21 protein-coding genes and 1 other RNA gene are annotated in these 21,991 nt (G+C 41.1%); 15 read left to right on the forward strand and 7 right to left on the reverse strand.

The features are described 5' to 3' along the window. The first annotated feature begins 7 nt into the window (after nucleotides 1-7). Nucleotides 8-715 (forward strand): DUF4198 domain-containing protein, encoded by a 708-nt coding sequence (locus LBC_RS03980; RefSeq protein ID WP_221254811.1) that lies wholly within the window; start codon nucleotides 8-10, stop codon nucleotides 713-715. A 6-nt stretch (nucleotides 716-721) separates the two neighbouring features. Further along, the gene (locus LBC_RS03985) at nucleotides 722-1,153 is read left to right on the forward strand and encodes a hypothetical protein (RefSeq protein WP_221254812.1); all 432 of its coding nucleotides are present in this window, start codon (nucleotides 722-724) and stop codon (nucleotides 1,151-1,153) included. 264 nt (nucleotides 1,154-1,417) lie between these two features. Here LBC_RS03985 and LBC_RS03990 read toward each other — a convergent pair whose 3' ends face one another. Genes LBC_RS03990 through secA form a run of 3 tightly spaced genes read right to left on the reverse strand, consistent with a single transcriptional unit; the run spans nucleotide 1,418 to nucleotide 5,415 of the window. Then, entirely contained in the window at nucleotides 1,418-2,614 is a 1,197-nt protein-coding gene (locus LBC_RS03990) for an ABC transporter permease (protein WP_221254813.1), read from the reverse strand. After that, nucleotides 2,571-2,729, reverse strand: coding sequence for a hypothetical protein (locus LBC_RS03995; RefSeq protein ID WP_221254814.1), 159 nt, complete (start codon nucleotides 2,727-2,729; stop codon nucleotides 2,571-2,573). The genes LBC_RS03990 and LBC_RS03995 overlap by 44 nt, the downstream gene beginning before the upstream one ends. Before the next feature lie 46 nt (nucleotides 2,730-2,775). After that, nucleotides 2,776-5,415 (reverse strand): preprotein translocase subunit SecA, encoded by a 2,640-nt coding sequence (gene secA / locus LBC_RS04000; RefSeq protein ID WP_221254815.1) that lies wholly within the window; start codon nucleotides 5,413-5,415, stop codon nucleotides 2,776-2,778. Between the two features lie 82 nt (nucleotides 5,416-5,497). Here secA and lolA point away from each other — a divergent pair, with 82 nt between their 5' ends. Beyond that, a complete protein-coding gene (gene lolA / locus LBC_RS04005) occupies nucleotides 5,498-6,013 on the forward strand; it encodes a LolA-like outer membrane lipoprotein chaperone (protein ID WP_221254816.1) in 516 nt (171 codons plus the stop codon). A gap of 15 nt (nucleotides 6,014-6,028) precedes the next feature. On the opposite strand, the gene metK is transcribed toward lolA, so the two are convergent. From metK to LBC_RS04020, 3 genes are all read right to left on the reverse strand, one after another. Beyond that, nucleotides 6,029-7,231, reverse strand: a complete 1,203-nt coding sequence (gene metK, locus LBC_RS04010) for a methionine adenosyltransferase (RefSeq protein ID WP_221254817.1) — start codon at nucleotides 7,229-7,231, stop codon at nucleotides 6,029-6,031. A 96-nt stretch (nucleotides 7,232-7,327) separates the two neighbouring features. Then, nucleotides 7,328-7,691, reverse strand: a transfer-messenger RNA (tmRNA) gene (gene ssrA, locus LBC_RS04015). Between the two features lie 33 nt (nucleotides 7,692-7,724). Next, on the reverse strand, nucleotides 7,725-8,129 hold the full coding sequence (locus tag LBC_RS04020) for an Hpt domain-containing protein (protein WP_221254818.1): 405 nt from the start codon (nucleotides 8,127-8,129) through the stop codon (nucleotides 7,725-7,727). Nucleotides 8,130-8,209: 80 nt separating this feature from the next. Here LBC_RS04020 and ruvB point away from each other — a divergent pair, with 80 nt between their 5' ends. After that, complete coding sequence (gene ruvB, locus LBC_RS04025; protein WP_221254819.1) at nucleotides 8,210-9,217, forward strand: Holliday junction branch migration DNA helicase RuvB; 1,008 nt, start codon at nucleotides 8,210-8,212, stop codon at nucleotides 9,215-9,217. Continuing rightward, on the forward strand, nucleotides 9,213-10,247 hold the full coding sequence (locus LBC_RS04030; RefSeq protein WP_260173458.1) for an AI-2E family transporter: 1,035 nt from the start codon (nucleotides 9,213-9,215) through the stop codon (nucleotides 10,245-10,247). Before ruvB ends, LBC_RS04030 begins: the two co-directional genes overlap by 5 nt. Here the strand turns inward: LBC_RS04030 and LBC_RS04035 are convergent. Beyond that, on the reverse strand, nucleotides 10,244-12,184 hold the full coding sequence (locus LBC_RS04035; RefSeq protein WP_221254820.1) for a DNA polymerase III subunit gamma/tau: 1,941 nt from the start codon (nucleotides 12,182-12,184) through the stop codon (nucleotides 10,244-10,246). The genes LBC_RS04030 and LBC_RS04035 overlap by 4 nt on opposite strands. Nucleotides 12,185-12,383: 199 nt before the next feature. Between LBC_RS04035 and pyk the strand changes: the two genes are divergently transcribed. The 10 genes from pyk to smpB all read left to right on the forward strand — a co-directional run bounded on the left by pyk (nucleotide 12,384) and on the right by smpB (nucleotide 21,988). Further along, entirely contained in the window at nucleotides 12,384-13,841 is a 1,458-nt protein-coding gene (gene pyk, locus LBC_RS04040; RefSeq protein WP_221254821.1) for a pyruvate kinase, read from the forward strand. Nucleotides 13,842-13,843: 2 nt separating this feature from the next. Next, entirely contained in the window at nucleotides 13,844-14,053 is a 210-nt protein-coding gene (locus LBC_RS04045) for a hypothetical protein (RefSeq protein WP_221254822.1), read from the forward strand. A 90-nt stretch (nucleotides 14,054-14,143) separates the two neighbouring features. Then, complete coding sequence (gene sstT, locus LBC_RS04050; RefSeq protein WP_221254949.1) at nucleotides 14,144-15,382, forward strand: serine/threonine transporter SstT; 1,239 nt, start codon at nucleotides 14,144-14,146, stop codon at nucleotides 15,380-15,382. After that, complete coding sequence (locus LBC_RS04055; protein ID WP_221254823.1) at nucleotides 15,379-17,100, forward strand: M3 family oligoendopeptidase; 1,722 nt, start codon at nucleotides 15,379-15,381, stop codon at nucleotides 17,098-17,100. The genes sstT and LBC_RS04055 overlap by 4 nt, the downstream gene beginning before the upstream one ends. Then, nucleotides 17,100-17,558: a hypothetical protein gene (locus LBC_RS04060; RefSeq protein ID WP_221254824.1), complete on the forward strand. Its 459-nt coding sequence runs from the start codon at nucleotides 17,100-17,102 to the stop codon at nucleotides 17,556-17,558. Before LBC_RS04055 ends, LBC_RS04060 begins: the two co-directional genes overlap by 1 nt. Nucleotides 17,559-17,693: 135 nt before the next feature. Beyond that, nucleotides 17,694-19,754, forward strand: a complete 2,061-nt coding sequence (locus tag LBC_RS04065; protein WP_221254825.1) for an ATP-dependent helicase — start codon at nucleotides 17,694-17,696, stop codon at nucleotides 19,752-19,754. After that, complete coding sequence (gene truB / locus LBC_RS04070) at nucleotides 19,751-20,572, forward strand: tRNA pseudouridine(55) synthase TruB (RefSeq protein ID WP_221254826.1); 822 nt, start codon at nucleotides 19,751-19,753, stop codon at nucleotides 20,570-20,572. The genes LBC_RS04065 and truB overlap by 4 nt, the downstream gene beginning before the upstream one ends. Beyond that, nucleotides 20,566-20,796 (forward strand): carbon storage regulator CsrA, encoded by a 231-nt coding sequence (gene csrA, locus LBC_RS04075; RefSeq protein ID WP_221254827.1) that lies wholly within the window; start codon nucleotides 20,566-20,568, stop codon nucleotides 20,794-20,796. Before truB ends, csrA begins: the two co-directional genes overlap by 7 nt. Next, nucleotides 20,793-21,533 carry a 4-(cytidine 5'-diphospho)-2-C-methyl-D-erythritol kinase gene (locus LBC_RS04080; protein WP_221254828.1) on the forward strand — a complete coding sequence of 247 codons (741 nt, stop codon included), beginning with the start codon at nucleotides 20,793-20,795 and terminating at the stop codon, nucleotides 21,531-21,533. Before csrA ends, LBC_RS04080 begins: the two co-directional genes overlap by 4 nt. Nucleotides 21,534-21,535: 2 nt before the next feature. Further along, nucleotides 21,536-21,988: an SsrA-binding protein SmpB gene (smpB, locus tag LBC_RS04085; RefSeq protein WP_221254829.1), complete on the forward strand. Its 453-nt coding sequence runs from the start codon at nucleotides 21,536-21,538 to the stop codon at nucleotides 21,986-21,988. Nucleotides 21,989-21,991 lie beyond the last annotated feature (3 nt).

The raw sequence follows: 21,991 nt of genomic DNA on the forward strand, positions 1-21,991 counted from the left end.
GGTTTAAATGAAAAAAATTTCATCAATCACGTTTTTAACAGGCGTTTTAGCAGTTTTTATTTCAAGTTCTGCTTTTGCTCATCAAAGTATAGCAGCAAAAATAGGGCAACACTATGAGCTTAAGTTTTGGGCACATAATGGTTTTGAAGACTATAAAAAAGAGCAGTTTTTGGGTGCTGAAGCTTATGACATAAACGGAAAAAATATTAAAACTGGTATTGATTATTCAAAGGATGTACCAGCTATTTTGACTTCCTCTAGTCCAGCCATTGTTGTTACAAATTTTGATGCAGGATATTGGAGTAAGACTGATGCAGGATATGTGTCTAAGCCAGCCTATGATGTAAATGGAGTTGTGTTTGACACTTTGCGTTCACTTAAAATAGGAAAGACATATTTTGCTTATTCTCCTGTTTTAGCTAATCCTTTAGGGCTTGATTTTGAGGTCACTCCGCTTAAGAATCCTTTTAGCTTAAAAGTGGGTGATACTTTACCGGTTTTGGTTACTTTTAATGGCAAGGCATTAGCTGGTGCTAAATTTGAAAATCAAACTGATGATTTAAGTGAGACTACAAATGAATATGGTATAGCCTTTATAAAAATAGTTAGCAAAGGCCTAAATATAATTGCTGCTCGTTACGAAAAACCACTTCTTGATGATCCTCAGGCAAAGAGATTGCTTATACAGTCATCTATTAGCTTTAATTTGGAGTAGGGCTTTATGAGAGCAATTTTTATCTTTGCTTTATTTGGCGTTTTGTGTGGGCTTGGCGCACATGTTCTTCATTATAATTTAAAAAAAGGCGCACTTTATAGTGAAGTATTTTTTGGTGGTGGGGATGTGGCTAGCTATTCACCATTTGAAGTCTATGCACCTGATGCTAGTCTGCCCTTTGTGCGAGGTAATACTGATGAGCGTGGCGTACTTACTTTTTTGCCTGATAGGGTTGGCAAATGGCATGTAGTTGTACATGCTGGTAGTGACCATGGAGAGCATATAATAGAGTACGATGTCGATGTAAAAGAAGGAGATATAGCTACGCTTTCACACACTCCGCTTTATAGTGAGTATGGCGCCATGATAACTGGGGTGGCTATAATTTTTGGAGTGTTTGGTTTAGTTTATGGCCTTAGGGCTAGGCGAGCTAGATAGCCCCGAAGTCTTTAATTCGTTTTTGGGCTGAATTTTTTGTAAGTGGTTTTATCTTTTGTGATATGACTAGATTTCAAAGCCCAAAAACTTTTATTTATCTTAATAAGTTTATCCGCTATAATTAAATTTTGTAAAAATAAAGAGTTTTGGAATTAGAATAATCTATGAACTTAAAAAATACATGGATTATATTTTAAGATTTTATACAAGAGAGCAAACTTATATATCTATAAAGATATTTATAGATATATAAAATTGTGAAATTTACTCATTTCTAAGCGTGGTTAGTACGTCCACTTCTGAGGCCTTTTTGGCTGGATAGTAGCTTGATAGGGCAACCATGAGTATGGAGCCTGTTACTATAAGAGAAAAATCAAGCGTCGATAGTTCAAGCGGAAGCTTTGAGCTACCGTATACGTCAGCTGGTAGGCTTATGATGTCAAAATTACCCAGTAAAAATATCCCAACAAGTCCAAGCGCAACGCCAAATATTATCCCGCTGCCGCCTATTGCCATGCCTTGCAAAAAAAAGCTCTTTTTAATTTCCGCTTTGCTTGCTCCAAGTGATAAAAGCAGGGCGATTTCTGAGCGCCTATTCATCACGGTCATTAAAAGTGAGCTTATAATATTTAGGCTAGCGACTAGGACTATTAACATTAAAACTATAAAAAGCGCCCTTTTTTCAAGTGCTAGTGCGGAGAAAAAGTTACCATTTTGTTGCCACCAGCCTATGGCTTGCACACCTACTGGTAGGGTGGATTTGAGAGCTTTTATATCATCAAAAGGCTTGCTTGAAAACACGTGTATACCGTCATATTTGCCACTTTCATAGCCCAAAATACTGCTTAAAGCCTTAAGGCTTGTGTACACATAAAGTTTATCATACGCCACAAGCCCAGAGCTAAACTCGCCCTTTATGTTAAATCTTTTTATCTTTGGCAGCACCGACAGCCCTCCAGCTTCAGCTGTGGTAAAAATGAGCGTGGCTTTATCTGCGCTTTTTGCCCCTGCAATCTGCGCTAGCCCACTACCTACAAGCAGGCTAAAACCATCAATCTCCTTTTCTTTTAGAGCGTCTTTGACTATCTCGTTTATCTCTTTTTCTAGTGCGCTATTAACCCCAAAAACCATAGCTCCACCCATGCCCTGCTCACCCTTTAGTATAGCCTGAGAACTGATGTAAGGGCTAAATTTTAAGGACTTAAATTTCTCCTGTAAGGTTTTTAAAAGCTCATCATCTATCCTATCTGAAAATGGACTTAAAATGGTGATTGGATAGTTCATAGTAAAGAGCTTTCTCTCAAAATCCTTATCAAAGCCATTCATTAGCGCCATAGCCACAATAAGCACCATAAGCCCAACGCTCACCCCCAAAAATGCAAGCAATGCAGAGAGTGTGATAAATGGCTGAGTTTTATCAAAGCGCAGATATTTTGGCGCTAAAAATCGTACTAGGCTCATCTTTGTCCTTGTTTAAATTTATATTTTGGTTCTTACATATATCCATGGCTACTGTTGCTAAAAGCCTTGCGTAAAAGAGGATAAAATATTTAAATTTATCCTCTTTTTGGTGCATTTTCTGGGCTTACAGACTAGAAAATATCGTAAAAACCCAGAAAATATTAAGCAAAAATTCCTTTTTTTGGACCACTTTTCCCGTGGCAATCTTTGTATTTTTTACCACTTCCACAAGGGCAGGGTGCATTGCGGGCAGGCTTTTTGGCGCTGTTTGCGGCATTAGATGGCACGCTATGATGTATGGCTTTTTTAAATTCCCCATTTTCGTCACTTGCGCTAAAGCTGGTAGCTTCGCTTTCTGATTTTTCACTCATCTCCTCAAGCACTTGCGAAGCACTCTCATCTTGCGGACGAAGCTGAAGTAGATGAAGCATTTTGCTACTTTCTGTTTTTAGTCTACTTGCAAGCTCTAAAAAAAGATTATAGCTCTCTTTTTTGTATTCTGTTAGCGGATCTTTTTGATTATATCCGCGTAGTCCGATACCTGTTTTTAGTATATCCATTTGATATAGGTGCTCTCTCCATGCGCCGTCTAAAACCTGCAAATATAGCACCTTCTCAATGCGTGATTTATCGTCAGGGCTTATGAGTGATAGTTTTTGCTCGTAGTTTTTGATAAGCTCATCACTAAGCGCGTTTAATAGCTCATCATACTCAAGCCCTTTAAATTTATCCGCCTCTATATCCTCGCCTATCTCGCTTTTTATTATATTGGCTAGATTTTCTAGGTCAAACTCATCTTTTAGTCCGCCTGCGATTATCCCAGCTTTTTCTAGGAGTTGGGCTGCGTATTCTTGCTGGTTTGCCCTTACGCGTGCATTCATGTCTGTGTTTGGATCTAGTAGCTCGTTTCTATATTTATAGATTGTTTTTCTCTGCTCATTTGCCACATCATCATACTCTAGCAGGTGTTTTCTAGCTTCAAAGTGCAGGCTTTCGACCTTTTTTTGAGCCCCTTCGACTGCGCGCGTTACCATGCGGCTTTCTATGCTTTCATCTTCAGCTATGCCTAGTCTATCCATTATTACTTTTATTCGCTCAGAGCCAAATATGCGTAGTAAATTATCCTCTAAACTTAGGTAAAATCGGCTCTTGCCAGGATCGCCTTGTCTACCGCTTCGTCCGCGAAGCTGATTATCTATCCTGCGGCTTTCGTGTCTTTCGGTGCCTATTACGTATAGCCCTCCTAGCTTTTTGATCTCATCGTCTATTTTTATATCCACACCACGCCCAGCCATATTTGTGGCTATTGTTACTGCACCTTTTACTCCGGCTTGGCTGATGATTTGAGCCTCTTTTTCGTGATTTTTAGCGTTTAGCACAGAGTGGGCGATGCGTTCTTTTTTAAGCAGTTCGTGCAAAAGTTCGCTCTTTTCGATGCTTGCGGTGCCTACTAGCACTGGTTGTCCTTTTTGATTTGCTGCTTTTATTTCAGCGACAACAGCCTTAAATTTTTCTCTTTCAGTTTTATAGATTAAATCATTTTCGTCAACTCTGGCTACTGGTAGGTTTGTTGGTATAGAGATGACTTCGAGATTATAAATTTGAGAAAATTCTGTCGCTTCAGTTTGAGCTGTGCCTGTCATGCCAGCTAGCTTGCCGTACATTCTAAAGTAGTTTTGATACGTTGTGTCGGCTAGGGTTTGGCTCTCCTCTTGGATTTTTACACCCTCTTTAGCCTCAAGCGCTTGGTGTAGTCCCTCGCTAAAGCGTCTGCCCTCGCTGATACGCCCAGTAAATTCATCAACTATCATCACTTCGCCGTCTCTTACTATATAATGTACGTCTTTTTCAAATAGGTTATGCGCCTTTAGGGCTTGGTTTAGGTGATGGCTTAAAATGGCGTTCTCAAGACTGTATAAATTCTCTACCCCAAAGAGCTTTTCAGCCTTATTTATGCCCTCTTCAGTCATTATTATGCTACGGTTTTTTTCATCTACGACAAAGTCTCCGCTTGGTTTTGAGTTTGGCACGGTTGGGTCTGCTGGCTCGCCGCGCTTTAAATTTTTAGCCACTTCGTCTGCTTTTATATAGCCTTCTAGGGTTTTGTTTGTTGGACCTGAGATGATAAGTGGGGTGCGTGCTTCGTCTATGAGTATGCTATCTACTTCGTCAACGATGACAAAGCTATGAGCTCTTTGGACTTTGTCGTTTATATTAAATTTCATATTATCTCTAAGGTAATCAAAGCCAAATTCAGAGTTTGTGCCGTATGTAATGTCGCATTCATAGGCTGCTTTTCTAAGCTCATCATCATACACTCCACCTAGTATTACCCCTGTGCTAAGCCCTAAAAACTCATAAAGCTTTCCCATTTGCTCAGCGTCGCGCTTAGCTAGATAGTCGTTGACCGTTACTACATGCACCCCGTCTTTTTTTATTGCATTTAGTACTACTGCTAGGGTGGCGACCAGGGTCTTGCCTTCTCCTGTTTTCATCTCTGCTATTCGTCCGTCATTTAGCACCATGCCGCCTATTAGCTGCACGTCAAAGTGTCGCATATTTAGTACACGGCGGCTGGCTTCACGGGTAATAGCAAAGACCTCATTTAGCACCTCATCTGTGGTTTTTTCGCCGTTTCTTACTTCTTGTTTTATGGCTTCAAATTTAGCTTTTAGCTCATCATCGCTAAGGTTTATTAGGGTGCTTTCTAAGGCATTTATTTCTTGTACTCGGCGTTTGTATTTTTTTACTTCTCTGTCGTTTTTTGTACCAAAAATTTTTCTCGCTATGGTTGCTATCATAATCCTACCTTTAAATTTTAAACTAAAGATTTTATCACAACATAACTATTTCTTTGCTAAAATTAACCAAAAAAGGAAAAATATGAAAAAATTTATACTCATTTTTCTCTGCGTTACCTCGCTTTTTGCAGCTTCTGCGCTGGAGTTTGGCTCGCTTAGTGCAGATTTTGTCCAGACTATTAAAAGTGGTGGTAAGGACATAGTTTATAATGGCAGGTTTTATGCCACGACAAAAGAGGCGTTTTGGGAATATGATAGCCCAGCTAGAAAGAGAATTTATTTTAGCGATGATAGGGTGGTTATTATAGAGGATGAGCTAGAGCAGGCTATTATAAGCAGGCTTGAGAATGTGCCAAATTTAACGAGCATTTTACGTAATGCAAAACGTATAAGCGATAAGCTTTATAAGGCAAGCTATGATGATGTTGATTATCTTATAAGCATCGATGAAAGAGGGGTTGTAAGCATGATTGATTACAAAGATAAACTTGACAATAAGGTGAAAATAACCCTGTCAAATGTGATAAAAAATGGCAAGATAAATCCTGAAATTTTTATCCCTCACATACCGCAAGGATATGATATTATAAGCCGCTAGGGTAACTTAGGCGGCTTATTTTATTAAGCTTTTAAAAAGCTCCACGCTATCGAGTTTCTCCCACGGATAATCAGCCTGTCCTACCTGCCCACGAGCGGCGACGTCGGCGTAAAGAAAGCTCTCGCGGCTAGGACTTGCTAGCTTAAATTTATCCGTTATCCACTTTGGCGTGAGTGGGAAGTGCTGCATAACGAAATTTGATAGCTTATCATCATCGACGCTGGCTATGTGAGTACCCATAGTATCGACGCTAACAGATGTCGGACGAGCCACGCCTATAGCGTAGCTTAGCTGGACTATGCACTTTTTGGCTAGCCCTGCGGCGACTATGTTTTTAGCGATGTAGCGAGCGGCGTATAGTCCGCTGCGGTCTACCTTTGTGTAGTCCTTGCTGCTTTGTGCGCCGCCGCCAATAGGAGCGTAGCCGCCAAAGCTATCGACTATCAACTTTCTGCCTGTTAGTCCGCTGTCGTGCAGGCTTGAGTGATTGACGTAGCGGCCAGTTGGGTTTATGTAGATTATCGTTTTGTCTTTGTGATATAAATTTGCTGGTAGTGCTGAATTATCAATTAGCCCCTGGACTAGTTCTCGCAGGCGTTCTATATCCATACTCTCTACGCAAGGGGCGGAGACGACTATGGTGTGAATGCTCTGCGGGCGGCACTCTTCGAAGTTTTCTTTCGTGCCATAATCAATCGTAACTTGCGTCTTTATATCCACGCCAAGCTCGTCTGGGTGGGCTTTGGCGTAGCTATAGACCTTATCGCAAATTCTCCTAGCATAAGTGATAGCGGCTGGCATATACTCATCCGCCTCACAGCTTGCAAAGCCAAACATAATGCCCTGATCCCCAGCGCCTATCTCGCCGCTAGCTTGATCTACGCCTTGGTTTATGTCTGGGCTTTGTTGATTGATATGCACGGCGACCTCGACGTCATCGGGGTGTAGGCACTGCTCGTGGGTAAAAGCGCTCTTGCCGTCATAGCCGATATTTGCTAGGGCTTTTAGGGCTATTTGGCGATAATCAGCGTGGCTTAGGGTGTGAGTGCTATTTATCTCTCCGCCTATTACTATATTTTTACCAGCTACAAAGACCTCGCTAGCCACGCGCCCATTTGCGTCGTGGATTAAAATTTCATCTACTATGCTATCTGCTATTATATCTGCGCATTTATCAGGATGCCCAGGGCTTACCACCTCGGAAGTAAAAAGATACATTATTTGCCTTTTTTTTGGAAAAATTGTCTGCATTATATTTAAAAGGTTTTTAAAAAGAAATTAATAAAGCTAAGTTTAAATAAAAATTTATAAATTTGGTGGAGGTGTGCGGGATCGAACCGCAGTCCAAAAACCGAACAACCGCAGCTTCTACATGCTTAGCAAAAGTGATTATCTTGAGTTTTTACGCTCACTTTCCAAAGGCGCTACAAAAACCCACAGGCTAAGTTTCACTCGCCACTTCGCCACAGTAGCAGGCTACACTATCTTTGATTACTCGCCTTTTAGCTTAGATAGTATGGGCTATTAGCGAGGCTCAACTGAACTTACGCAGCTTTAGCGTAAGCAGGAGCAAAGTTAACGTTGTTTGCGTTTAATTTTAATTTTAGGCTTTTTACGCTTTGCCCAAAGCGACATGCGACCATGACCATCCAGCTCCTGTCGAAGCCAAGTCACCCCCATTTGGGGGCGGATTATACTATAAATTTATTGCCTAGTCAAGCCTGGTGGGAATGTCTATAATATGAGGATTTAGCATACCAAAAAAATCGGCGTCATTTTCTAAGTCTTCTTTGTATTTATTAAACTGATCACTTACAAGAAGTAGCCAGTCTATAAACTGATCGTTTGCAGGACCTTTTATCACTCGTGCCTCCTCACAGACCTCCTCAGCCAGCGTAGTTAGCTTCGTTATAGGCTCTGTATGCATAAAGCCAGCCGCCGATTTAATATTATGAAATATCCTAAAAAGCTCATTTATGTTTTCGTGGTATTTTTCTTGTCGGGATAAATTTATAATAAGAGGCTCGAGTAAATCGCACATCAGTGAATAGTGTGATAAAAACTCCTCTACTATATCGTAAGAGTACTCTACTTCTAAATTTTTCATTAAACCCATATGCGTATCCTTAAAATATTCAGCGCTATTGTAGCAAATTTTTGATAAAATTAAACAAAATTTTATAAGCGAGCTTTGATTTGGATAGGATTGTTGAGATAGAAAAACTTAGTTTTGAGGGCGATTTTGAGACCTCTTTGCGCCCCGCTAGCTTTGATGAGTATGTTGGGCAGGAGAAAATAAAACAGAACTTAAACATTTTTATAAAAGCCGCCAAAAAGCGTGGTGAATGCCTAGATCACGTGCTTTTTTATGGCCCTCCTGGGCTTGGCAAGACCACTTTAGCTCACATAATCGCAAGTGAAATGGGCGCAGGCATAAAAATCACAGCCGCGCCGATGATAGAAAAAAGCGGCGATTTGGCGGCGATTTTAACAAATTTGCAAGAGGGCGATGTACTTTTTATTGATGAAATTCATAGGCTAAGTCCTGCGATAGAGGAGGTGCTTTATCCTGCCATGGAGGATTTTCGCCTAGACATCATAATAGGCTCTGGGCCAGCCGCGCAGACTATTAAAATCGACCTTCAGCGCTTTACATTAATAGGTGCGACGACTAGGGCTGGCATGATTTCTGCGCCGCTTAGGGATAGATTTGGTATGGATTTTCGCCTTCAGTTTTATAGCCCAGATGAGTTGGCTAGGATAATTCAAAAAGCAAGCCTAAAACTAGGCAAAAATTGCGATGATAGTGCGGCTTTGGAAATCGCACTAAGAAGCCGAGCCACGCCTCGTATCGCGCTTAGATTGCTTAAGCGAATCCGCGATTTTGCTGATGTGGCTGATGAAGGCGCCATAAGCTCTGCTAGAGCAAAAGAGGGGCTTGATGCACTTGGTGTGGATGCGCGTGGATTTGATGATATGGACTTGCGATATTTGCAAATTTTGCTTGAGGCAAAGCGCCGTCCCATCGGATTATCAACTATTGCTGCGGCTTTAAGTGAGGATGAGGGTACTATCGAGGACGTCATCGAGCCGTATCTGCTAGCAAACGGCTATATCGAGCGTACTGCAAAAGGGCGCATAGCTAGCCACAAAAGCTATGAGAGCTTTAAATTTGGCATTGAAAAGGGGCTTTTTGATGATTAGGGGAGGGCAGTATTTTTTAGTTGTTTTGGTTTTGCTGGCTCTTGGGCTTTTGGTGTATCTTTTTAAGCCATTTTTGCTTTCTATATTTATAGCGGCTCTTTTAGCGGTTGCTATGGCAAATTTAAATGTATTTTTTCTTAGGTTTTTACATAATAAAACAATAAGCGCTGGCTTTACTACGGCGTTTTTGCTGTTTTTGTTTTTGGCGCCTTTAAGCTATGCTATCGTGTTTTTGGCAAACTATGCGGCAAATTTTAATACCTATAATATCACAAGGACGATTGAGTATTTTAAGGATGCTAGCTTTCATCTGCCTGAGACTTTGGCGTTTCTTGAGCCTAAATTTAAAGAGCTAATCTCAGAGCTTGATTTAAGTGTGATAAGCTCAAAGCTTCTGCCAAATCTCGCAAGCCTTGGCAAGCTTTCGGTAAATTTTATAGTTGATATGGGCTTTATTTTGGTGTTTTTCTTTTTTGCCCTGCTTTATGGGTCGCAGCTTATAGGATATTTAAAGCAGTCTTTGCCTATGCGCCCTGATGAGACGGAGTCTGTGCTAAGCGAGGTTGCAAATGTGATGAGCGTGGTGTTTTATTCGATTATTGCAAATATGATAATCCAGGGGACGCTTTTTGCTGTGATTACAGCTCATTATGGCTATGATGCGCTACTAACTGGCATGTTTTACGCAGTGGCCTCGCTCATTCCTGCTGTTGGTGGGCTACTTGTTTGGGCGCCTATTAGTCTTTATGAATTTGCCAGTGGAAACACCGAAGCCGCTGTGGTTATTGCAGTATATACGGTGATTGTTATATCCCTTGGCGCGGATACTTTTTTAAAGCCTTTGGTGATTAAGTTTATAAACGACAAACTCGTTAAAATTCCAACCAAAATCAACGAGCTTTTGATATTTTTTGCGATGCTGGCTGGGCTTAGCTCGTTTGGCTTTTGGGGGATTATCCTAGGACCTGCTATTATTACTCTTTTTATCTCTACGATTAGGCTTTATACCCTTATGAGGGAGGTTTCTTAAGGCTCATTTGGCAGGGCGTGCGGCTCTCCAAATAGCCGTGCTAGCTCATCTAGTACGAGCATTTCTTTGCGCGCCTTTGCCTCTTCCTCGCTTTTTGGCTTAAGCATAGCACTTAGATTAAATTCCGTTTTTTTCTCATTCTGGCTAGTTTTTGGCTCTATTTTTGCCGTATCAGCGCTATCATTGCTAAGCCTAGCCAAATCAGCGTCAAGCTCATCTAAACCGTCAAATTCATTAAGCTCGTATTCATTTGCTCCGCTATTGCTTGCTTGATGCTGTGGTATTTGCTCTATTTCTGGGTCTGGGTCGTATTTAGTTTGGGGTATGCTTGTGGCTTGCTGCTCTTGGTTTGCGTCTTTGGCTTGTGGCTTGCTTACCTGGGTTAAATTTACTTGCTCTTTTATCTGCTCGTATGAATTTTGATTAGTAGCTTGCCCCATAGGCTCTAATACAGGTTCTATGCTCTGCTTTGGCTCAGCTTTGTTCTGGCTGTCTTGGGGCTTTGGGGAGCTTGTTATTTGACTACTGGGAGGCTTGCTTTGGCTAGTGGCTGGCTTTATGGCTATGCTAGCCTCTGCACCAAAAAGAGATCTAAGAAGCGATAAAATTATCTTTGAGCTTTCTCTTAGCTTTGCTTGTTGCGCGCCAGTAGCATGGGAGGTTAGGTGCATTATTTTTCCGTCAAAGCTTATAAATTTAATACTCGCCTCAAAGCACTCACCAAGCGAGTAATCTCTATCATAAAGCCTCTCTAAAAGCATATCATAAGCATTTGGCTGCCTTGCTGGTGCGGGGGCTGGCGACTGGCTAGCTGGGGTTTGGTTTTGAGGTTTTTGCATTTCTTGCTGGCTAGTTTGCTGGCTTATTAAGGGCACACTTAAACTTTCGCTTTGAGCTATTATAGCCTCATCTATCTCTTTTAGGCTCATTGCCTCTATCATCATAAACATCATCAAACTTAAAATAAAGCCATTATCAGTGCTAACTCCTAGCATTGATTTGCTCTTTGATAGTATGCGGAAAAATCTCTCATAAACAAGTAGCGAAAACTTAGGGTCGTTTGCTAAAAACTTCTCTTTTAAATTTGCTATCATCTCATCTATCATCATCTCCGCGTCTATACCGTCAAGTTCTGCTATTAGGGTTTTTACGCTGTTTTTATCTTTTATGGAGATTGTGTTTAGGATTTGCTCTATTTTTTCAGGGTCAAGTAGCCCCAGCATTTGGGCTACGCCCTGCTGGCTTATGCGCTCATTTCCTGCGTAGATTATGGCTTGATCTAGCAGCGTAAGCGTATCTCGCAGACTACCACTGCCACTGCGAGCTAGTATCTCAAGCGCGCCCAGCTCATACGCCACGCCCTCTTTATTTAGGATAAATTCCAAATGCTTTACTATGGCGTAGCGGCTTATTTGCTTAAACCTAAAATGCTGCGTACGGCTAAGCACCGTAGCTGGCAGCTTAAGTGGATCAGTCGTAGCTAGGATAAATTTCACATAGCTAGGCGGCTCTTCAAGTGTCTTTAAAAGCGCATTAAATGCCTCTTTTGTCAGCATATGCACCTCGTCTATGATAAAAATTTTAAACCTAGCAGCCGAGGGTGTGTAGCGGGTTTGTTCTATTAGCTCTCTTATGTCGTCTATTTTTCGGTGGCTTGCGGCGTCCATTTCTATTATGTCTATGTGTCTGCCTTCGTTTGCCATTATGCAGTGAGGACATGTCTCGCAAGGCATGGGTGTAGGACCATGCTCACAAACGAGCGCTTTTGAGAAAATTCTAGCAGATGAGGTCTTGCCACTTCCGCGAAGTCCAGAAAACAGATATGCGTGGCTTATACGCCCCTCTTTTAGAGCGTGCATAAGGCTTTTGCTTACGGCTTCTTGACCGATTAGGGCTTCGAAATTTTTAGGGCGATATTTAAGTGCTAGTGCTTCCAAGCTTGCGTCCTTTGTTAAATTTTGCAGGATTTTACTAAAAATTTGCTATAATCTCGCTAAAAATTAAAGGCATAAAGTGATGAAAAAATCCATTTTACTATTTCTATGCGCTTTATTTGCGCTTACTCTAACCGCTTGTGAGCGCAATGACTACCAGCATCCGATGTATCGTAGTAGCAAATCAAAATAAGGAGAGGGCATGTCAAATAAAAAGACTAAAATCGTAGCCACGCTAGGGCCTGCAAGCGACAATATAGAGGTAATGGAGGCTATGGTAAAGGCTGGCGTAAATATCTTTCGTCTAAATTTTAGCCATGGCACTCACGAATATCACGCCAGCAATATAGCAAAAGTAAGAGAGCTTGAGGCAAAGCTAGGCGTTAGAATAGGTGTGTTGCAAGATATTTGTGGCCCAAAAATTCGTTGTGGTAAGCTTGCTGAGCCTTTTAATCTAAAGCGCGGAGATAGGCTTGATGTGTATGCAAGCGAACGTATGGGTGAAATGGTAGAAAAATCACACTATGCAATAAGCATAAATCAGCCTCAAATCCTGCCTATGCTACGCGTGGGTGAGTATATTTATCTTTATGATGGTAGCATTAAAGCACGAGTAGTCGTTGAGGGTAGTAGCATGGTGCAAACCGTAATCGAAAATGACGGCGTGCTAAACTCAAATAAGGGCGTAAATTTCCCAAATACTAAAATAGGCATAGATGTCATCACGCCAAAAGACCGTGAGGATATGGCATTTGGCGCAAAGCATGGGGTGGATTTTGTGGCTATTAGCTTTGTTCAGGATGCAAATGACGTTAAAAAGGCTAGGAGCGTGCTTTCTGGCTTTGGCTCAAAGGCGGTTTTAGTAGCTAAGATAGAGAAATTTGACGCTGTGGAAAATATAGACGAGATCATAAAAGAAAGCGACGCTATAATGGTAGCGCGTGGAGATTTGGGTATAGAGGTGCCATACTATAAAGTACCGATGCTTCAAAAATGCATCATAAAAAAGGCAAACGCAGCCAGCAAGCCAGTCATCACAGCTACGCAAATGATGCTAAGCATGGCAGAGCATGAAACAGCCACAAGAGCAGAGATAAGCGATGTGGCAAATGCCGTGCTTGATGGAACTGACGCAGTGATGTTAAGCGAGGAGAGTGCGATAGGCAAAAACCCAGTCGCTGTGGTTGAGGCGATGAGTAATACCATAGTAGAAATTCAAAGCGTCTATCCGTATAATAAATTTGATGAGTTTACACCAAGCGATGAGACTGAAATGGTGGCGGCTTCTGCAGCTAGGCTTGCGGTAAATTTAGGCGTAGATGCGATGATAACCATAACAAGTACTGGAAAATCGGCTCTAAATTTATCCAAAAATCGTGCAAATATTGACATTATAGCCGTTACTCATGATGAGGTTGCTGCTCGTTCTCTCACCCTAGCGTGGGGCGTTACGCCAGCTTATATTTTGCCTAGAGATAGGCTTAGTAGCCTGCTGGCAAATACCGTAAAAATCGGCGTGGAAAAGGGCTTTATAAAGCATGGCAGAAGCTATCTTTTAACAGCAGGACATCCAGCTGGCGTGTCTGGTAGCACGGATTTAATCCGCATACTTCGCCAAGAACAGATTGAGTATTATCTCTCTGAGCCTAGCAAGGCGTAGCTTTGAGCGAGCTTTTACTCCTTCAAATAGCCCAAAATGCTAAAATTTATAGTGATGAGATTTTGGTAAATCCAAACATCATAAAACTGCTGCTAGCAAACGCTAGTAGCAGGGCTAATGAGATAGACGCCATTACCTTAGAAAACTGCAAAGAGTGCATTAAAAGCCTAAATTTAATCATATCAAAATCCCAGCTTAGCTCAAATTTTTAACTCTTAGCGATAATTTTTTATCAAAAGCACTGTTTAAATTCAGTTAAAATTCGATAAAATCATGGGTTAAATTTATACATAGGTAGGAGAATTTTTATGTTTTTAGCTATCGCTAAACGATATTCAGACGGAAATTTAATGATTCAAATAATCATCGCCATGCTTCTTGGTGCTGGGCTTGGTGTATTTGGTAAGATATATGAGCTAAATGAGACCGTGGCTCTTGCGAACAATCTGGGCTTGCTTTTTGTCGGGGCTTTAAAGGCTATCGCACCTGTGCTAATTTTTATATTGATTTTAACCTCAATCGCAACAAAGCAAATAGGCGCTGCGAAGGGGCTTAAAAAAGTCATTATCATGTATTTGCTAGGCACTATGCTTGCGGCTTTTGTGGCTGTTGGGCTTAGCTTTATTTTTCCTATTAAGCTTAGTATAGCTGGCATTAATAGTGCCTCAGGAAGCCCAGTGCAGGCTCTGTCTGAAGTTATTCGCATACTTGCTTTTAAAATGGTGGATAATCCGATTAATGCCCTAGCGAGCTCAAATTTTATCGGCGTGCTTACATGGGCTGTGGCTTTTGGTGTAGCTCTTAGGGGTTGTTCTCATGAGTTAAAGACTGTATTTTCAAACCTCTCAGACGCTGTTACAAAGATTATTAAATTTATCATTCGTCTAGCGCCATTTGGCATTTTTGGACTTGTTAGCTTTAGTGTGTATACTACAGGGCTTAATAGCTTATTAGAGTATGCTAAATTAGTGGTGCTAATTGTCCTTGCGAATGCTGTGGTAGCACTTATAATCTATCCTGCGATGCTTTATGCTTTTATGAGGAAAAATCCATATCCGCTTGTATTTACATGCTTAAAAGATAGTGGAGTTATGGCGTTTTTTACCAGAAGTTCAGCGGCAAATGTGCCTGTAAATTTATCGCTTTGTAAAAAGCTCGGCTTAAATGAAAATCTATACTCCATCTCAATCCCCCTGGGGGCTAGTATAAATATGGGTGGGGCTGCGATTACAATTAGCATTCTTGCTCTTGCTGCGGTTAATAGCATTGATGGCATTAGCGTGAGTTTTGGCGCAGCATTGCTGCTTAGTCTCGTTTCAGCTATAGGTGCATGCGGGGCTAGCGGCGTAGCAAGTGGTTCGCTTATGCTGGTGCCGCTTGCTTGTTCGCTTTTTGGTATAAGTAATGACATAGCACTTAAAGTCGTAACTATCGGCTTTATAATTAGCGTTATACAAGATAGCGTGGAAACTGCTGTAAATAGCGCCTCTGATGTTATGTTTACAGCAGCAGCTTCAATGAGTGAAAAGGAGATGGCATGAGCACAAATAGCTGGGATTTTAGGGCTTTATTTGCCTCAAATGAGGAGTGTGAGCGCGAGGCGGATAGTCTAATAAAAGAGTGCGATGAATTTCAAAACACCTACTCAGGCAAGCTTGATGGCTTAAGTGAGGATAAATTTAACGCCGCGCTTTTAGCCTATGAGGCGCTTAATGAGCGTATAGCTGGCGTGGCGACTTATGCGTTTTTGGTATTTGCTCAGGATACTAAAAACGGCGCATTTTACGCAAAGATAGACGAAAAGACTACGCTAGCGGCTGAGGGGCTTTTGTTTTTTGATTTGGAATTTAACTCCTTAAGCGATGAAAAGGCAGCTATTTTTAGCGCAGCAAACGCAAAATATGCCTACTATCTTAAGCTTTTAAGAGAGCATAAACCACACCAGCTCAAGCTAGAGCAGGAGCAGGTTTTACTTCGTGTTTCAAGTACTGGAGCGCAGGCATTTGCTAGGCTTTTTGATGAGACGTTTTCTAAGATGAGGTTTAAATTTCAAGATAAAAATCTAAGCGAGGAGGAGATACTCTCAAAGCTTTATGACCCAAATCGCGAAGTAAGAAAAGAGGCAGCTCTTAGCCTAAGCGCAACGCTGGAGCAAAATCAGCACCTGCTAGTTTATATTTATAATATGATTCGTGCTGATTTAGCCACGCAGTGCGAACTTCGCGACTATGATAGCCCAGAAGCACCTCGCCATCTTGATAATCAGATTAAAAAGCAAAGCGTTGACTCGCTTATAAATTCAGCCCAAACTAGCTTTGATTTAGTCAGCAGATATTATCATAAAAAGCGCGAATTATTAGGGCTTGAGCAGCTTTATGATTACGATAGATATGCGCCTCTTAAGGATAGTGGCGCAAAGGTGGAATATGAAAAAGCAAAGCAGATTGTGCTTGAGGCTTTTAATGAATTTAGCCCACGTTTTGCAGATATTGCCAAGCGGGCTTTTAGCGAGGGCTGGATAGACGTGTATCCAAAGGAGGGCAAGCGAGGGGGTGCTTTTAGTCATGGTGCGGTATCTAGGGCGCATCCTTATGTTTTGCTTAATTATACAGATGAGATGCGAGATGTCTTTACTCTAGCACATGAGTTAGGGCATGCCATACATCAAAATCTAAGCTACTCAGTGGGATATCTAAACGCCGATACTCCGCTTACGACGGCTGAAACGGCTTCGGTATTTTGCGAGATGCTTGTGTTTGATTATGTAAGAAGTGGACTGAGTAAAGAGGCTCATAGGGCGCTTTTAGCTCGTAAGCTTGAGGATATTTTTGCCACACTTTATCGTCAGATAAATTTCACTACATTCGAACGCGAGGTGCATGCTAAAAAAGGTGAATTAAGCGCTGATGAGTTTAATGAGCTTTGGCTTAAAGAGAGTAAGAAAATGTTTGGTGATAGCGTAACGCTAAATGAGTATTATAAAATTTGGTGGAGCTATATACCGCATTTTATCCATACTCCATTTTACTGCTATGCATATAGCTATGCGCAGTTGCTTGTGCTTGCACTTTTTGGGCTTTATAAAAGCGGAAAATGCGCTGACTTTGTATCAATTTACACAGAATTTTTAAGCTCAGGCGGAAGTAAATCGCCAGCTGAACTAGTGGCTATGTTTGGGTTTGATATTAATGATGATGAGTTTTGGCAGATAGGGCTAGAGCAGGTTAGGACTCTTGTAAAACAGTTTGAGGAGATGTAATGCTTAATGATTTATTAAACGATGATGGTTTTGCTCTTTTGATGAAAATGCACATTTATGAGGTTATAGAGTTTTTACTAAGAGACGGTACGCCGTTTGAGGTAGCGGCTTATCCTAGCTTTATAAGCTACGACCCAGAGCTTCCAGAACATATAAAACTACACCTCTCTTCAGAGAGGCTTACGCTATTTGCTCTGGCTGGGTATACATTTGAGAGTGCGGTTTTAACAGGCGACACACTTAGATTTGAGGCTGGATTTGGTAAGGCAGACTTTCCATCAACTGTAAGTATGCCGCTATCTGCCATAGCTCAAATTTTAGTCGAAAAGCACCCGATTTTGGTAAATTTTTCAGTTTATAAGCAGCCTAAAAATCAAGAAAAAGAGCCAAATGATGATGAAAGCTCTTTTTCTGTGTTTAAAAATAATCCTTTAAATTCAGGATTTTTTAACGATTAAATTTATTACCTTAGCGTTTTTATCTCCTAATGCGCTAAGGCTTGTTCTTGTCTTAGCATATGTGTTTAGGCTTAGCTTTATGAGACTTTTAACTTCGTTTTGATAAAATCTAGTATTATTTTAAGGAAAGTGCAAGTGAATATTTTAGACGGATTAAACGACTCTCAGCGCAATGCAGCGACGCACATAGATGGGGCTATGCTTATCCTAGCAGGCGCTGGAAGTGGCAAGACAAAGACCATTACTACGCGTTTGGCTTATCTTATTAGTGAGGTTGGCATAGACCCAGCTAGCACGCTTACTTTGACCTTTACCAATAAAGCAGCAAATGAGATGCGAATGCGTGCGCTATCTTTGCTAAACTCAAATAACATAAGCACTCAGCCGCTACTTTGTACTTTTCATAAATTTGGTTTACTTTTTTTAAAATTTCACATAAATGTGCTAGGACGAAAAAATAACTTTATAATAATCGACACAGACGATAAAAAGCGCATTATAAAAAGCTTTGAGTCAGACCTGCCCACCTCCGTGCTTTCAAGTGAGATAAGTAGCTACAAAAACTCTCTTTTAAGCGTTGATGACGTGTATAAAAATGCCACCGATTTAGGCAGTAAAGAGTATGGCAAGGAGGCATTTTACCAAAAGGCGGCAAAAATTTATGCTAGATATGAGGAGTATTTAGCGGCAAATAATTTAGTAGATTTTGATGATTTGCTTGTGCTTACTTATAAAATTTTAGACGCTGATGAGGGGCTAGCCAAAGAGATTTCAAACCGCTATAAATACATAATGGTTGATGAGTATCAAGATACAAACGACCTTCAGTACAAGCTTTTAAAAAAGCTTTGTGCTACACACCAAAATCTCTGCGTAGTTGGCGATGACGATCAGAGTATTTACGGTTGGCGTGGGGCTAGGATAGAAAATATTTTAAATTTCAAAGACCAGTTTAAGGATGTGCTTGTAGTAAAATTAGAGCATAACTACCGCTCAAGTGAGGCCATACTAAAAGCCGCTAATGAGCTAATAGAGCATAATAGAGGCAGGCTTGGTAAAAGGCTTATAAGCACTAGAGGTAGCGGCGATGAGGTGGCTGTGGTAGAAAGCGCAGATGAAGCGTCCGAGGCTGGCAAGCTAGCGTCGCTTGTAAAAGAGCTAATAATTAAGGGGGTAAAGCCTAGCGAGATAGCCATACTTTATCGTGTAAATGCCCTCTCTCGCTCGCTTGAGGATGGACTGAGCCGCGAAAAAATCGCTTATAAAATGGTGGGTGGAGTTAAATTTTATGAGCGAGCTGAGATAAAAGACATAATAAGCTATCTGCGTTTAGTGCTAAATAATAGCGATGATTTTTCGCTTAGGCGCATTATAAACCGTCCAAAACGTGGGCTTGGTAAGGTAAGCCTTGAACGGCTTGAGAGGGTTGCTTATGAGGATAAAAGCTCACTTTTTGAGGCGATAAATAGGGCTTCGCTTGAGTTTAGTAAAAAGGTACAAGAAGCGCTTTTTGATTTTGTAAAAAGTGTGGTAGAGCTTTCCAGTGTAAAGGATGTGGGCTTGCTGGTTGATGGGCTTGAGGATAAATTTGGCATTAAAAAATACTACGCAGCCTTGCCTGATGGTAGCGAGCGCGCGGCAAATATCGATGAGTTTTATGCTATGCTTAAAGATCAAGCCAAAAACTCTCCCACATTTAGCATTGATGAGTTTTTAAACGAGCTAACTCTTACTAGTGAGGCTGATGCTATAAGCGATGAGGCGATTTCTATAATGAGTGTGCATGCTAGCAAGGGACTTGAGTTTGAGCATCTTTTTGTTATAGGGCTTGAGGAGGGATTTTTTCCACTGCTTGGCGAGAGTAGCGATATAGAGGAGGAGCGACGGCTTGCCTATGTTGCCCTTACTCGTGCAAAATCAAAACTCACACTGTCTTTTGCTGCGTCTAGATTTTATAAAGGGCAGCGTGCCAGGCTTAATAAGAGCCGATTTTTAAGCGAAAGTGGTGTATGTGCTGGCTCATTGGTGATACAAAAAAGTGATGAGTATAAAAAGGGCGACTTGGTTAAGCATAAAATTTTTGGCATAGGGCGTGTTACTGCCGTATCTAAGCGTGGTAAAGAGCATAAGCTTACTATAAATTTTGGCGGAAGTGTACGCGAAATTATGTCTAGCTTTGTGGAAAAGGCAGTATGAACGCGCTTTTTGTGGCAAATAAGCCCTCAGGTACAAGCTCGAATAAATTCCTATCGCAGATTAAGCGCAAATATGGCGTAAAAAGCGCTGGGTACTCAGGCACTCTTGACCCATTTGCCTCGGGTGCGCTTATAGTTGGTATAGGCTCATACACGCGGCTTTTTCGATATCTTGAGCTATCACCAAAGGTGTATGAGGCTGTAATGTGGCTTGGTGCGATTAGCGAAAGTGGTGATAATGAAAATATAAGCAGTGTTAGTCTAATTTCGCCTTTAAATTTAAATCAGATAAAAGCTGCCGCAAGCGAGCTTTTGGGCGAGATAGAGTATGTGCCACCAAAATATAGCGCAAAGCACGTAAACGGAAAAAGAGCCTATGAGCTAGCTAGAAGTGGCGAGGAATTTGAGCTAGCGCCTGCTAAAATGCGTGTTTTTGAGTTTGATATTACTGGCTACTCTCATCCGTTCCTTAGCTTTCGTGCGAGCGTTAGCGAGGGTGGATACATCAGAAGCTTGGCTCAAATTTTAGCCAAAAAGCTGGACGTAAACGCCACTTTAAGTGCACTTAAAAGGCTTAGCGAGGGGAGGTTTTTTTATGATAATGAAAAGCCCCTTTGTATTCCTGATAGCTTAAATTTAGCACAAAATGAGTATTTGGGTGATAAAAGCGACATAATGCTCGGCAAAAAGCTAGCTTGTGATAAATTTAAAAATACAAATGACGGCGTGTATTTAGTAGAGTTTGAAGAATTTTTTAGTATCATTGAGATAAAAAATGCGGTAGTAGCCTATCGATTAAATAAGGTTGAAAAATGCTAGTATTATCAAGAAAAGAAAATGAATCAATAATAATAAATGGCGATATAAAAATAATCATATCAAGTATAAGCAAAAATGGCGTAAAACTAGGCATAGAAGCACCTAAAAACATGACTATTTTAAGAAGTGAGCTAGTCGATGAGATAAAGAGCAAAAATGCCCTAGCTAATCATGAAATAAGTGCTGAAGAGCTAGCAAAACTATCGGATAAATTTAAAAAATGAAAGCACCAGCAAAGATAAATATTTTCCTTAAAATAACTGGCACTAGAGGCGTTTATCACGAGATTTTAAGCAGATTTGTACGCTTTGAGGATTTAAGTGATGAGCTAACTCTCGTACCTAGAGTCGATGAGCGCCTTGTTATAAGCGATTTTAACGATACAATTATCGCTAAGGCTTATGATATCATGGCAAAGGCTGGCTATGCTGGCGAGCTTGCGGAGATTTTTAGGGATAAAAGCGTAAGGTTAACTAAGCGCATTCCGGTTGGTGCGGGGCTTGGCGGAGGTAGCTCTGATGCGGCTTGCTTTATGCTTTTGGTTAATGAATTTCTTGGACTTAGCGCGGATGAGCTTTTAAGGTTGGGGCTAAAGGTGGGCGCTGATGTGCCGTTTTTTTTAAGCGGACAAAGCTCGGCTAATGTAAGCGGAATAGGGGAGATTATTGAGCCGTTTGATGATGATTTGCCTGCGCTTTTGCTAGTTAGCCCAGATGTTTTTTGCTCCACTCCAGAGGTTTATGCCTATTTTAGGGCAAATTTGTTGAGCAAAATCGAGCCAAAAAAGGCAAAAGATATGGTAAATTTAAAAAGTGACGAGCTTTTAGTTGAGTTTAAAAATAGCGAACTAAACGACCTGCGCGCCGCTTGTCTTGCGCTTTATAGCGAGCTTAATAAGCCACTTTATTTGGATAAATTTTTAAGCGGTAGTGGCAGTAGCTTATTTTGGTTAAAGGAATAAATTTGAAAGAGCTAGCTAAAAATAAAAAGGCGTTTTTTGATTTTAGTATAATCGAAAACTACGAAGCTGGCGTTGTTTTAAAAGGTAGCGAAGTAAAGGCACTGCGTGCAGGACGAGCAAATTTAAAAGATAGCTTTGTGCGCATTATTAAAGGCGAAATGTTTCTTTTAAATGCCCACATTAGCCATCTTGGCACTACGCATAGCCATTTTCGCCCAGACGAACGCGCCCCGAGGAAGCTTTTAATGCACCGCAAGCAGATTGATAAGCTCCTTGGTGCAGTTACGCAGGAGGGGCTTACAATCGTCGTTCTTAGCCTTTACTTAAATGAGAAAAATATTATAAAGGCTCGTATCGCACTTGCAAAGGGTAAGAATTTGCACGATAAGCGTGAGACGATAAAGCGCCGAGAGGGCGAGCGCGAGGCAAGAGCTGCGATAAAAAGATATATTTAAAGG

Source organism: Campylobacter sp. 19-13652 (assembly GCF_019702925.1).
GTDB lineage: Bacteria > Campylobacterota > Campylobacteria > Campylobacterales > Campylobacteraceae > Campylobacter_A.